The sequence below is a fragment of the Flavobacterium difficile genome (assembly GCF_011392115.1).
In the GTDB taxonomy this organism is placed as follows: Bacteria; Bacteroidota; Bacteroidia; order Flavobacteriales; family Flavobacteriaceae; genus Flavobacterium; species Flavobacterium difficile.
On the sequence record NZ_JAAJBT010000008.1, the window covers coordinates 18,154 to 31,798 of the forward strand.

Here is a 13,645-nt window from a genome sequence, read left to right on the forward strand (position 1 = left end):
TCTCAATCAAAATCAACACATTTTTTACAATTCAAGTTTTTTATAAAAATTTAAAAAATAGGTGTGAAGCGATTCAATTAATAGATGTAAAAATATTTGGATTTAATCGAGTATTCTCAATTCAACACAACTTGTTTACAACGTTCCGCGGCTTGCTGAAGTGGCGACTTCGTAACCGCTTATTTTCTTTCAAATATAACATTTCTTGCGAAAAGTAAACGTGATTTTAAAGAAAAAGTCGCCATTTTAGCAAACCGCTGTTAACCGCTGGCAAAACTTTTCGCAATTCAGTTTTTCTTTCTGTATTTCTCGCTAAACTTTTCACGATTCAGATTTCACCGTTCTGTATTTATCGTAAAACTTTTTTCGATTCAGTTTTCATCGTTCTGTATTTCTCGCTAAACTTTTCACGATTCAGATTTCACCGTTCTGTATTTATCGTAAAACTTTTTTCGATTCAGTTTTCATCGTTCTGTATTTCTCGTAAAACTTTTCACAATTCAGATTTAAACGTTCTGTATTTCTCGCAAAACTTTTCTCGATTCAGTTTTCAACGTTCTGTATTTCTCGCAAAACTTTTCACGATTCGGTTTTTAACTTTCTGTAATTTTCGCAATACTTTTCACGATTCAGTTTTCATCGTTCTGTATTTTCCATAAGATTTTCAAGTTTTCGTAAATCAAGATTTCATGTTTTTTATTCAAAAAAATAATTAAATTCAATCATTCACGAATCGTTCAAAATTGCTTGCGGTTAACGTTCCGCGGCTTGCTGAAGTGGCGACTTCGTAACCGCTAATTTTCTTTCAAATATAATATTTCTTGCGAAAAATGAACGTGATTTTAAAGAAAAAGTCGCCATTTTAGCAAACCGCTGTTAAATACAGGTTTTTTATTTATTTCTCATTTTAGGTTTTCAGTTTTCGTTCGTTTTATCTATTCCAACATTTTCGCAATACATTTCGCAAACCAATTGAAGTAATCAAACTCGTTTCTACAAGTTATTCGCAATCCAATTCAAGCTTCCTTTTCCGATTCAACAAGTTTGCGCAATCTTTTTCTCAATCCAATTCAAGTTACGTTTTTCAGCTCAACATTTTTCGTAATCTAATTCAAGTAAATTTTTCCGATTCAAGTTGTTTTCGCAATCAAAATCAACACATTTTTTGCAATTCAAGTATTTTATAAAGATTTCGAAAAAAAGAAAATAGACGAGAAGTATTCAAGCAAAATAGATGTGAAAATATTCAGATTTTATTCAGCATTCTCGATTCAACAAAACTTGTATTTAACGTTCCGCGGCTTGCTGAAGTGGCGACTTCGTAACCGCTTATTTTCTTTCAAATATAATATTTCTTGCGAAAAGTAAACGTGATTTTAAAGAAAAAGTCGCCATTTTAGCAAACCGCTGTTGTAAACAGGTTGATTTTTCATAATTCATTTTCTATTCACTGATTTTACGCATTCCAATTCAACTCGTTTTTTACGAAACAATAAGTTTTCACAAAATTCTTCGCAATCCAATTCTATTCGTTTTTCCGAATCAATAAGTTTTCACAAAATTCTTCGCAATTCAAAACGTTTTTTACGAATCAATAAGTTTTCGCAAAATTCTTCACGATCCAATTCAACTCTTTTTTTGCGATTCAACTTGTTTTCTCAATCAAAATCAACACATTTTTTACAATTCAAGTTTTTTATAAAGATTTAAAAAATAGGAGTGAAGTTATTCAATTAATAGATGTAAAAATATTTGGATTTAATCGAGTATTCTCAATTCAACACAACTTGTTTACAACGTTCCGCCGCTTGGCGTCAGTGGCGATTTTTTAATAATTTGTTTTAAAGATAAGCAAAATTTCAACTTAGCAATTTCCGCCTAAGAAAAACTAAACCAGCCATTGCGCCAAACGGCTGTTACCGGCTGGCTTTTCTTCCATTACAATTTTCTGGGTATTTTCTTGTAACCAAAAACTATAGTGTCTTTTCTCAATACTAACGAATCCCTGACTAAGTTTAGAATTATACCAGGAGTCATTTTTCTTCTCAGTTTATACTCATTAGAGTTAACAATTACTTTAGGAAGACATAGATTTTCATATTCCGCTATGTATGTAAATCTTGGCAGTTTTTTTGCATTCAGATCTGAATTTTCAATAATTAAACAATTAACATTCAAATGTTTATTTCCTGAATGTTTTATTTTTAGTTTTTTAACACGATACTTTGCTTCCATTGTCAAATTGCTAAAAGTATCAGGTAATTTTTCACACAAATAGCTTTGTTCAATTCGGCAATCATTATCTGTTAAAAAATTCAGTTGTATTTTCTGTTCACTATCTGTTAGTTCATAAACTTGACCTTTCAAATTTCTATTTGAGCTACAACTCGAAATTAATAAAGACGATATTATTATTGTAATAAATATTCTCATAATTTTTAGCGCGGTGTTTTGAGCTTGCCGGTAACGTTTCGCGGCTTGCTGAAGTGGCGACTTCGTAACCGCTTATTTTCTTTCAAATATAATGTTTCTTGCGAAAAGTGAACGTGATTTTAAAGAAAAAGTCGCCATTTTAGCAAACCGCTGTTGTAAACAGGTTGATTTTTCACAATTCATTTTCGTTTCAACTAGTTTTCTTAACATTTCCACAATCCAATTCAACTCGTTTTTTACGAATCAATAAGTCTTCGCAAAATTCTTCGCAATCCAATTCAACTCGTTTTTTACGAATCAATAAGTTTTCGCAAAATTCTTTACGATCCAATTCAACTCTTTTTTTGCGATTCAATTTGTTTTCTCAATCAAAATCAACACATTTTTTACAATTCAAGTTTTTTATAAAGATTTAAAATAGGAGTGAAGCGATTCAATTAATAGATGTAAAAATATTTGGATTTAATCGAGTATTCTCAATTCAACACAACTTGTTTACAACGTTCCGGCGCTTGGCGAGGTTGCGAACTTCGGAACCGATTATTTTCTATCAAAGATAAAATTTCTTGCGAGAAATAAACGTGAATTTACTACAAAATTCGCAATCTTGCCAAACGCCTGTTATAAGCTGTTTTTATTTTTTCTTCAGTGTGATTTTTAATTTTTCCAACGTCATTTCTTTTTGTTTTTCGGCAACAGAACCAATTGCTATTTGTTTTTTTATATCAACGTTCAACCAATAGTCACCACAAATTGAAATAGAGTAGTCAGTTGTTTTTTCGTTTTTGTGAGCAAATCCTTTTGATCCGTCAGAACCTCCGTTAAAAGCAATAACATAGTATTGTCCTTCTTTAAATTTAGATAGGTAAGGTCGGCATAAGTTGCCATCATCACCCCAAACAATCGCAGTTTTTCTAGTTTCTTTACCTTTATAGATTTCAATTATTTCAACTTCCATTGACATTGGTGTTTTCACATCGTAAATTTCTTTAAAAGTTAAATATTTTGTTACTTTCACTAATGCGACAAGTTCAGTATTTGGAGCAACTTTTAAAAACTTACCTTGTGAGTCACAATCGCAGGCTAAAATTATCTGTCCGATTGTCAAAAAAAGAATTGTCAGTATTGTTTTTAGTTTTTTCATCGTAATATTGGTCTAAAATAGCTTATAACGTTCCGCGGCTTGCTGAAGTGGCGACTTCGTAACCGCTTATTTTCTTTCAAATATAATATTTCTTGCGAAAAGTAAACATGATTTTAAAGAAAAAGTCGCCATTTTAGCAAACCGCTGTTAACCGCTGGCAAAACTTTTCGCAATTCAGTTTTTCTTTTTGTATTTCTCGCAAAACTTTTCACGATTCAGATTTCACCGTTCTGTATTTATCGTAAAACTTTTCTCGATTCAGTTTTCATCGTTCTGTATTTCTCGTAAAACTTATCACAATTCAGATTTCAACGTTCTGTATTTCTCGCAAAACTTTTCTCGATTCAGTTTTCAACGTTATGTATTTCTCGCAAAACTTTTCACGATTCGGTTTTTAACTTTCTGTAATTTTCGCAATACTTTTCACGATACAGTTTTCATCGTTCTGTATTTTCCATAAGATTTTCAAGTTTTCGTAAATCAATATTTCATGTTTTTTATTCAAAAAAATAATTAAATTCAATCATTCACGAATCGTTCAAAATTGCTTGCGGTTAACGTTCCGCGGCTTGCTGAAGTGGCGACTTCGTAACCGCTAATTTTCTTTCAAATATAATGTTTCTTGCGAAATGTAAACGTGAATTTAAAGAAAAAGTCGCCATTTTAGCAAACCGCTGTTGTAAACAGGTTGTTTTTTCACAATCCAATTCAACTCGTTTTATACGAATCAATAAGTTTTCAAAAAATTCCTCGCAATCCAATTCAACTCATTTTTTACAAATCAATAAGTTTTCGCAAAATTCTTCGCAATCCAATTCAATTCGTTTTTTACGAATCAATAAGTTTTTTGCTAAATTCTTCGCAATTCAATTCAACTCTTTTTTTAAGAATCAATAAGTTTTCGCAAAATTCTTCACGATCCAATTCAACTCTTTTTTTGCGATTCAACTTGTTTTCTGAATCAAAATCAACACATTTTTTACAATTCAAGTTTTTTATAAAGATTTAAAAATAGGAGTGAAGTTATTCAATTAATAGATGTAAAAATATTTGGATTTAATCGAGTATTCTCAATTCAACACAACTTGTTTACAACGTTCCGCGGCTTGCTGAAGTGGCGACTTCGTAACCGCAAATTTTCTTTCAAATATAATGTTTCTTGCGAAAAGTGAGCGTGATTTTAAAGAAAAAGTCGCCATTTTAGCAAACCGCTGTTGTGTTTAGGTTGTTTTACTATCTATAATCAATTTATAATTCAATTCAGTTTTTCCGATTCAACTCGTTTTCACAATCTTTTCGCAATCCAATTCAATTTCGTTTTCCGATTCAACTCGTTTTCAAAATCCTTTCGCAATCCAATTCAAGTTTGTTTTTCCGATTCAACTTGTTTTCAAAATCTTTTTACAATCTAATTGAAGTTCGTTTTTACGATTCAATACTTTTTCACAATCTTTTTCACAATCCAATTCAATTCTGTATTTCCAGTTTTACAATTTTATATCAAATTAATATTCTGAAATTTAAAAATCTTTCACGATTTTTTGAGAAAATCAAATAAAATTCTGCTTAGAAAAAAGATGTAGAAATTAAAGAAATTATTTACTCGTTATCGTTTCGAAACAACTTGAACACAACGTTCCGGCGCTTGGCGAGGTTGCGAAGTTCGGAACCGATTATTTTCTATCAAAGATAAAATTTCTTGCGAGAAATAAACGTGAATTTACTACAAAATTCGCAATCTTGCCAAACGCCTGTTAACTGCTGCCGCTATTTTTTTGTTAGATAGTATTTTTGATTTTCTCCGTCCAAACCTTTCGGCTGAATTTTATTTTCAATCAAATACCAGTTTTCATTGTCAAAAACTCGCATGTTTTCAAACTGTACTTCAAAAAAGTTTGTGTGTTTTCCTTCCAATATGTATTCAGGAGATTTTAAACCCATTGTATTGACAATGTGAAAACTTTTAATAGGTGCACTTTTGAATTTTACTTTTTCAAAAGAATCTTTAATTACAATTTTAGAATTGTCAATAAGCGTTAAATAGAGATGAAAAACTATAAGATTCCCTTTTTTGTCACTTACTTTAAAAGTTTTATTTTCAAATTTTCCAGTATTCTTTTCCCTAACTATAATTTTATCTTTTTGCGGACTACTGTTTAAAATCAAACTATCACCACTAACAAAATAACTACCTGTGATTTTGTAATTTGAAAATCCTTCTGAACGCTCATAATTGAACTTTTGATTTTTTAAAAGCTCAATACTTTCGATAAAATTATTTCTTCGGTATTCATATTTTCCAATATTATTTTCCAAAGTAAAGCTTGTCACAAAGAATGAAGTAAATATTATAAAAAGTATTTTCATGTTTTAAAGATTGGTCATTCTGCGGTTGCAGTTAACGTTCCCACGCTTGGCGTCAGTTGCGAACTTCGGAACTGATTATTTTCTGTTAAAGATAATATTTCTTGCGAAACGTAAACGTGAATTTACCACAAAATTCGCAATTGCGCCAAACGTGTGTTAGCAGATGTTTTAACTAATTAGTTTGTCTATTTCATCAATTATATGTTCTGCTCTTTTATCTAAAAAGTCATTAAAATTATTGTTTTCATATAAATCTCTTTTTATAGGAATTATGTTTGATTCAAGTATTGTTACAAAATGTTCACTCGGAATTAGGTTGAAGAAATATTCAGATGGACTTTTCATTGATATTTTTTTATTACTGTCTGCCGGTAAAAAACAGAAGTTTGTAATACTGAAAATTTTATAAATGGGAACGCCTTGATTTTTTAAGAAAGCATTAGGAAATATGTGATGAAATTGTTTTCTATTATATTTTGATAAAGAATTGACTATGTCAATCTTAGAATTTTTTATTAAGTCTAATGGTCTTTTTTGTGCCATTAATAATAAAAATGCTCTTGTTAATGAATTAGCTTTAGAAAATTTAGTTTCAATTAACTCATTTTTAGAAACTGTATAAGTTATTTTAGAAGAGTTTTCAAAGTTATTATTTCGTATCTCAATTATTCTTTCAATGTCTGTATTCATTTTTTCTGTAGTCATACCAGTTGAATATCTATTTGAGAAAGAAGTTTTCCAAAACCATTTTTTCAGTTCTGACAGCTGATTAGCAGTTGGCATTCCAGCGATACTATAAAATTTGCAGAATGCAATTAATTGTTGTTGATAAGGTAAAAAGTCTAAATGAGCACAATTTAATTCGGATGAAATAAAATCAATACTCTTCTTTAAAGATTCACAAAAGTTTGTCCAATTATCTCTCACTTGCTCTCCAGATAAGTCAACAACTGCTTTTGTTGTAGTATTGTTTTGAATAACTCCAGAAATTGCTTGTAATAATATGTTTTGAGAAATATCACCAAAATTCTTTTCGTCTAATTCTTCTTGTAAGTCATTAATTGCCTCCATTAAATGAAAATCTTCTGTCCAAGTCCACGCTGTCATCAAATCTAATGTTGTTAGCTTTGTTCCTGTGTTGTTTATTCTTTCGAAGATTATACCGACTTCACTTTTTTCTCTATTTTTAATTGTGACAACTGGCAATTCATAATTTATTAGTTTTGAATGTAATTCTTGCGCTTCTTGATGGTATTTTGAATCTAATGTTTTAAGTAATTCAAATACTTTTGATGTGTTTAGAAAGTTTCTTAAATACACAACATCGTTTGAAAATAAATTAATTTCACTTTTAGGTTGAAATTTTTTTGTTGAAAAATTATAATAGATTTCAAAAATATCAAGATTTGGATTATATCTCGCAGATTCACTTTCTTGAATAGTTTTATCACTAAAAGTTGCATAAATCGATGATATTCTTTGTTGACCATCAAGAATATAATTTACAGGATAATCAATGTCGTTTTCTGGAATTTTATAGCCAGCAATATTACGAGTATGTCGTAAGACTTCTTTCGTACTCCATAACAAAACGCTACCAATTGGATAATTTTTGATTACACTATCAAGTAAATCAATAATTTGATTTTGCTTCCAAACATAAGCTCGTTGAAACGCAGGAATTCTGATATCGCCCGAGTTAATACGATTAATAATTTTATCAATTTTTTCTGGTGATGTAGATAATTCTGGTGCTTTCATTTTTTAATTATTGTTGTTTTTATTTCGAGTCGTCAAAAAATATCTGCTAACGTTCCGGCGCTTGGCGAGGTTGCGAACTTCGGAACCGATTATTTTCTATCAAAGATAAAACTTCTTGCGAGAAATAAACGTGAATTTACCACAAAATTCGCAATCTTGCCAAACGCCTGTTAGCGGTTGTGTTTTTATTCGGTTGAGTATAAAATTCCCCACGCTCCATAATTCATTTCTTTCTCGAAAATTTCTCCAACATAATATTCTCGATAAACTTCTAAATGAATTATTTCTTGTGTTTTCGGATTTCTAAAATCAATGTAATGTCTTAATCTTCCATTTTTTGTTATATAAGGCTCGTATTTTTCAACACTTTCATTAATTTTTACACTTTCAGATTTTCCGAATAATTTATTTGTTGTAATTATTAGTGAGAATGCAATTCCAAACAAAATTCCTGTCGAAAAAATAATCATCATAAAAATTGAAAATATATCTCTCGCTTTTTCTTTAAATTTATTTTTCGGAATATCCTTATCTAAAGGTTTTACACTTTTATAATAAAATTTTGGTCCAAATATTAGCAAAAAAAGAACAATTGGTAACAGTAAAAATTTTGCAGTAATTTTTAATGCTGTTGAAGTTTCAAAATATTTTATTGCAAAAAATGGATAACCAATTATTATTGCACAAATAATTATAATTAACCAAACATTTGATTTCCATTTTTCCATTCTATTCGTCTCGTTTTTTTAACATAACCGCTAACGTTCCGGCGCTTGGCGAGGTTGCGAAGTTCGGAACCGATTATTTTCTGTTAAAGATAAAATTTCTTGCGAGAAATAAACGTGAATTTATTACAAAATTCGCAATCTTGCCAAACGCCTGTTGTATGCTGTTATTTTTTTCGTTTCAATCTTTTTTCAGCTCGTTCTGCTTCTTTTCGTTTTCGTTGCCATTCCCAAATTTTATGCTGAATAATTCCAAGACTAATTATTGAAAATCCTTTTGTAGGTTTTTTGAGCTCCTCAGAAATATTCCATTCTGTATTTTTTTTATTCCAATCTATTCTTTTTTCTCTGTCAGTTGGATTATATTTTAAGTTTGACTTTTTAAATTCATTGTTGTTAAACTTTTCTACAATTCTTTTAAGCAATAAAAAAGTATCTTTTTCGTAATCTGAAATTTCACTTTCCGATTTCTCAAAATAATAATCTGGTTCGGATGTCCAAAAAATAAGTGACGCAGTTCCTTTATCACATTTTTTGCTTTCAATTATCCATTTCAGTATTTCAACTCCATCATCCCAATTATAATTTTCAGCAAGATAATATTGGTCAGTTGTGTTTAGCTTTTCAAAAAGTTTGAAGTCAGGTAAATAATTTTCGTCATCGCTATCGAATGAAAATTCGATGAAATTTTCTCTAATAAATTTCTCTTTATAAGGCAATATTATCATTTCGTTCTTTTTTCTGCGGTTTTCAAATATAATAGCATACAACGTTCCGGCGCTTGGCGAGGTTGCGAGCTTCGGAACCGATTATTTTCTATCAAAGATAAAATTTCTTGCGAAAAATATACATGAATTTACTACAAAATTCGCAATCTTGCCAAACGCCTGTTAACAGTAGTTATTTTTTTGAAATATCTTTAATATATTTAATAATTTTCCCTCTTTTATGTTCTTTGGCAAAGTCTAATACTGAAAAACCATTGCACTTTATTTTAATATCAGCACCCATTTTTAGTAACAATTTAAAAATTTCTAAGTTGTTTTTTTCTATTGTTTTAAATATTGGGGAAAAGCCATGACAATCAACTATATTAACATCTGCATGATATTCTAGAAGTAATTTGACAATTTCAATATTTTCGTATTTTACAGCATAGTTTAATGGATAATTATTAATGTGATTTTTTATGTCTGGATTTGCTCCATTTTCTAATAAAAAATCAGTTATTTTATTTTCACCTTGAGCTACAGAATAATGCAGATATGTCCAGCCATTATTTCTTTGGAAGTTTATATCTAAATCGTTATTTTCTTCAAATATTTTTTTCAATAAATTTAAATTACCTGAATTTATTACATTTACAATTTTATCTTCAATTTCTGAATAACTATTTACTAAAGATTTTTCCTTTGCACGATTTTTAATTTCAGTTTGAATTTCTTTTGTAGATTTATCTTTTAAGTTATTTGCCAATAAAGGTGAATAAACTATTATATTATTTAAAGTTAAAATTTGCTCTTCATAAGTTATAAAATACTTTTTAGTATAAATATATTTTTTGAAAAAAAATGCTAAAATTATAACATAGCATAGTAAAAAACTATAATAAAAAGACGTTGGCTTTAGGCCATAAATAATCATTATTAATATTGCAAAACATAAAAAAAGATTTATTGAAAATAAGGATAAATTAAATTTCACAATTTTCCATCTTTCACCACTTGAATTTAATTCTAATCCTGTTTTTGCCCCAAGAAAACTAAAATATGAATCAAGTCTTTCGTGTTTCTCTTTCTCGTTTTTTGAAGTATTAATTATTTCCTCAATGTTATTTTTTTCATATTCTTCAAATTCTATTTTTGGTCTTAAAACTTTATAAGAAATTGAAAATCTCTTGTACAATAAAAAATTATTCCAAAAAAAAATCCCAAAAAGTAATGCGAAAAACGAAAAGATAGTAATATTAAATATTTTTTCTAAATAACTAAAATGATAGAGAATTGTTAAGATTATAATTGAGTAAAATATAGAACAAATTGAAAAATGAATTGAATATATTTTATTAAATGTTTTTTCTTTTTTCTCTATAACCAAATAGCTAGTAATAATTTCATAAAAGAAATAACTATTTGAAAACAAAATTACATATAATTCTAAATTCTTTGAAATTTTCAAATTGTCAAAAAAAGAAAATTGGCTTATTTTTAAATTAAAGAATAATATTAGAGTTGAAATTCCAAATACAACTATAAATTTATTTCTATTACTATCAAATTTTTCTATCAAAGTAGTTTTTTTATAATTACTGTTAACGTTCCGGCGCTTGGCGAGGTTGCGAACTTCGGAACTAATTATTTTCTATCAAAGATAAAATTTCTTGCGAGAAATAAACGTGAATTTACCACAAAATTCGCAATCTTGCCAAACGCCTGTTATAGGCAGTTATTATTCTAAACTAAATAATTTAAAAGGTTCGTAATTACAATCAAAATCTTCTTTCATATCATCCGGCCAATAATATTTTCCAATATAATTTGTGATTTCAAAATAATTATCCGCAATCCAATCCATATTCCAATCTCTAAAGTGTCTTGCAATTGCGACATAATTATTAAAATATACTTTTTCAAATGATTCGATTTGAATTTCTAAATCAAAACTTCTATGCGCAATTTCTGACATAATAAGAGTTTTCCATAACCAACCTTTCATTTCATTCGAATGAGATAAATCTTTTTCAATCTCAATGCGTAGTTTGTCTTTAAATCTTACCGTAGCATTAATAATTCTAGTATTATCCATAAAGTATTTTAAATTGCCTATAACGTTCCGGCGCTTGGCGAGGTTGCGAACTTCGGAACTGAATATTTTCTACCAAAGATAAAATTTCTTGCGAGAAATAAACGTGAATTTACTACAAAATTCGCAATCTTGCCAAACGCTTGTTAGCAGTAGCTTTTTTTTAGATTTTTAAACGTTTAGTAATTCTCTCAAGCAATTCTTCCAATTCAAGTTCTCTATCAACAATTTCATAGCGCTCGATTTTAAAGATATTCAATATTGAACTCAACGATTCCATTTTCCACGCATCTTTTTCCACTCTTTGAGTTTTCAGAAACCTCTCAATGTTTTTAAATGTAAGCTTTGTATTTATATGGAGTTTCAATTCTGTTACAAGTTCACTTGGCTCACTTATACTAGTAGGCCAATCGCTTATAGCTTCTAATAAACTTTCTGCAGCAGATTTTAAGTCAGCTTCTGTCGCATCATTGTCTAAAGTGTCAATTAATTCTTCTGTGGTTATCATCTTTAGTTTTATATTCACGCTGTTATCAGTAGCTTTTATTGTTAATCAAGCACATATCCAAAATACCAATTCATATAGCTAAAACAACAGAATTGGATATAAACGAATATATTTATAGTTATTAGTATTAAAGCTAATTTTTTATATGGATTAATATTATTGTTGAAAAAATTTAAAATGAAAAGTAATGGCACAAATCCTAGGGAAATAGCAATTGTAAGTAAATATGCTAACATAATAATTGTTCCAGCTTTTTCAGGAAAAATATTGAATTGCTTTCCAGAATCTACAAATTCTTGAGTAAAATCAATTGAAGAAGGAACTTCTCCATATCGCAAATAAACATTTAAATATGAAGCCACAGAAACTATTACGAAAACTAATATAATAGTGAAAATTGAGTAATAAATAATTTTGATAGATTTATTTATAAGTTTCATTACGAAAGTTTTTTAAAGTTACTGCTAACGTTCCGGCGCTTGGCGAGGTTGCGAACTTCGGAACTAATTATTTTCTATCAAAGATAAAATTTCTTGCGAGAAATAAACGTGAATTTACCACAAAATTCGCAATCTTGCCAAACGCCTGTTATAGGCAGTTATTATTCTAAACTAAATAATTTAAAAGGTTCGTAATTACAATCAAAATCTTCTTTCATATCATCCGGCCAATAATATTTTCCAATATAATTTGTGATTTCAAAATAATTATCCGCAATCCAATCCATATTCCAATCTCTAAAGTGTCTTGCAATTGCGACATAATTATTAAAATATACTTTTTCAAATGATTCGATTTGAATTTCTAAATCAAAACTTCTATGCGCAATTTCTGACATAATAAGAGTTTTCCATAACCAACCTTTCATTTCATTCGAATGAGATAAATCTTTTTCAATCTCAATGCGTAGTTTGTCTTTAAATCTTACCGTAGCATTAATAATTCTAGTATTATCCATAAAGTATTTTAAATTGCCTATAACGTTCCGGCGCTTGGCGAGGTTGCGAACTTCGGAACCGATTATTTTCTTTCAAAGATAAAATTTCTTGCGAGAAATAAACATGAATTTACTACAAAATTCGCAATCTTGCCAAACGCCTGTTAGTGGCTGTTTTTATTTTCTATTCAGTCTCTTTTCTTTTTTTCGACTTTTCGATGTAATCCAATTCAGGAGTTGAACTTACTCTTGACAGGAAATGAATTGTTCCAGTTGTTTTAAATTTTTTAGTGGCCCAAATTATTCCAATTAAAAATCCAACTATTGCAATAATTAACCCGAATATCATTCCGTTTTCGTTTGGAAAATAATGATAAATTCCAAAACCAAAACCAATTCCAAGTAGAGTAGGCGACAATACAATTTGAATCCAACCTACAATTTCAGTAATAATTTCAAAAGTTTTATGCATTTCAGTTTTAAATTAGATTTTTTGTTTTTTCTAATATGTTTATGTTTCTTTTCTTTTTAGCATTATTATTTTGGCAGTTTTTATAATTCCAATTATTAATAAGTGAGTTGAAAAAAATAATTCTCCATAAAACAATATTACTAAAGAATTTCCGTATTTGAAATTTTCTTTATCTGAAAATATGTAGGTCATAAAAGTTAAATATATTATGAAAATTACAAGATTTACTTTAAAAAAAATATTTTTATGAATTATAAATCCTTGAACAAGATAAATAAGTAACAAAACATAACAAATGTAAAGTACCATAAATTCGAAATCAGTAGGAATCATATTTTCTGTTTTTTTTCGTTGCTGCTCGGACAAAATAGCCACTAACGTTCCGCGGCTTGGCGCAGTAGCGGCTGCGTGGAACGATTATTTCTTGCTAAGATAAGATTTTCCAGCGGAAAATCGAACGTGATTTTAACTATAAAAGTAGCTATTGTGCCAAACC

The 13,645-nt window shown here is 29.0% G+C and carries 12 protein-coding genes; all 12 read right to left on the reverse strand.

Annotation, left to right across the window (positions count from 1 at the left end):
• Nucleotides 1-1,938 precede the first annotated feature (1,938 nt).
• The 12 genes from G4D72_RS12005 to G4D72_RS12060 all read right to left on the reverse strand — a co-directional run bounded on the left by G4D72_RS12005 (nucleotide 1,939) and on the right by G4D72_RS12060 (nucleotide 13,149).
• Complete coding sequence (locus tag G4D72_RS12005; RefSeq protein ID WP_166077964.1) at nucleotides 1,939-2,367, reverse strand: hypothetical protein; 429 nt, start codon at nucleotides 2,365-2,367, stop codon at nucleotides 1,939-1,941.
• 700 nt (nucleotides 2,368-3,067) lie between these two features.
• Entirely contained in the window at nucleotides 3,068-3,577 is a 510-nt protein-coding gene (locus G4D72_RS12010) for a hypothetical protein (protein ID WP_166077965.1), read from the reverse strand.
• Nucleotides 3,578-5,344: 1,767 nt separating this feature from the next.
• The gene (locus tag G4D72_RS12015) at nucleotides 5,345-5,944 is read right to left on the reverse strand and encodes a hypothetical protein (RefSeq protein ID WP_166077966.1); all 600 of its coding nucleotides are present in this window, start codon (nucleotides 5,942-5,944) and stop codon (nucleotides 5,345-5,347) included.
• A gap of 168 nt (nucleotides 5,945-6,112) precedes the next feature.
• Nucleotides 6,113-7,705, reverse strand: a complete 1,593-nt coding sequence (locus G4D72_RS12020) for a GmrSD restriction endonuclease domain-containing protein (RefSeq protein ID WP_166077967.1) — start codon at nucleotides 7,703-7,705, stop codon at nucleotides 6,113-6,115.
• A gap of 185 nt (nucleotides 7,706-7,890) precedes the next feature.
• The gene (locus G4D72_RS12025; RefSeq protein ID WP_076452924.1) at nucleotides 7,891-8,433 is read right to left on the reverse strand and encodes a hypothetical protein; all 543 of its coding nucleotides are present in this window, start codon (nucleotides 8,431-8,433) and stop codon (nucleotides 7,891-7,893) included.
• Nucleotides 8,434-8,597: 164 nt separating this feature from the next.
• Entirely contained in the window at nucleotides 8,598-9,158 is a 561-nt protein-coding gene (locus G4D72_RS12030; protein WP_166077968.1) for a DUF4274 domain-containing protein, read from the reverse strand.
• Between the two features lie 172 nt (nucleotides 9,159-9,330).
• A complete protein-coding gene (locus tag G4D72_RS12035; protein ID WP_166077969.1) occupies nucleotides 9,331-10,719 on the reverse strand; it encodes an ankyrin repeat domain-containing protein in 1,389 nt (462 codons plus the stop codon).
• Nucleotides 10,720-10,878: 159 nt separating this feature from the next.
• On the reverse strand, nucleotides 10,879-11,235 hold the full coding sequence (locus tag G4D72_RS12040; RefSeq protein WP_166077970.1) for a hypothetical protein: 357 nt from the start codon (nucleotides 11,233-11,235) through the stop codon (nucleotides 10,879-10,881).
• Between the two features lie 160 nt (nucleotides 11,236-11,395).
• Complete coding sequence (locus G4D72_RS12045; RefSeq protein WP_166077971.1) at nucleotides 11,396-11,740, reverse strand: hypothetical protein; 345 nt, start codon at nucleotides 11,738-11,740, stop codon at nucleotides 11,396-11,398.
• A 41-nt stretch (nucleotides 11,741-11,781) separates the two neighbouring features.
• Complete coding sequence (locus G4D72_RS12050; RefSeq protein WP_166077972.1) at nucleotides 11,782-12,180, reverse strand: hypothetical protein; 399 nt, start codon at nucleotides 12,178-12,180, stop codon at nucleotides 11,782-11,784.
• A gap of 161 nt (nucleotides 12,181-12,341) precedes the next feature.
• The gene (locus G4D72_RS12055) at nucleotides 12,342-12,698 is read right to left on the reverse strand and encodes a hypothetical protein (protein WP_166077970.1); all 357 of its coding nucleotides are present in this window, start codon (nucleotides 12,696-12,698) and stop codon (nucleotides 12,342-12,344) included.
• Nucleotides 12,699-12,861: 163 nt separating this feature from the next.
• A complete protein-coding gene (locus tag G4D72_RS12060) occupies nucleotides 12,862-13,149 on the reverse strand; it encodes a hypothetical protein (protein ID WP_166077973.1) in 288 nt (95 codons plus the stop codon).
• Nucleotides 13,150-13,645: the final 496 nt, after the last annotated feature.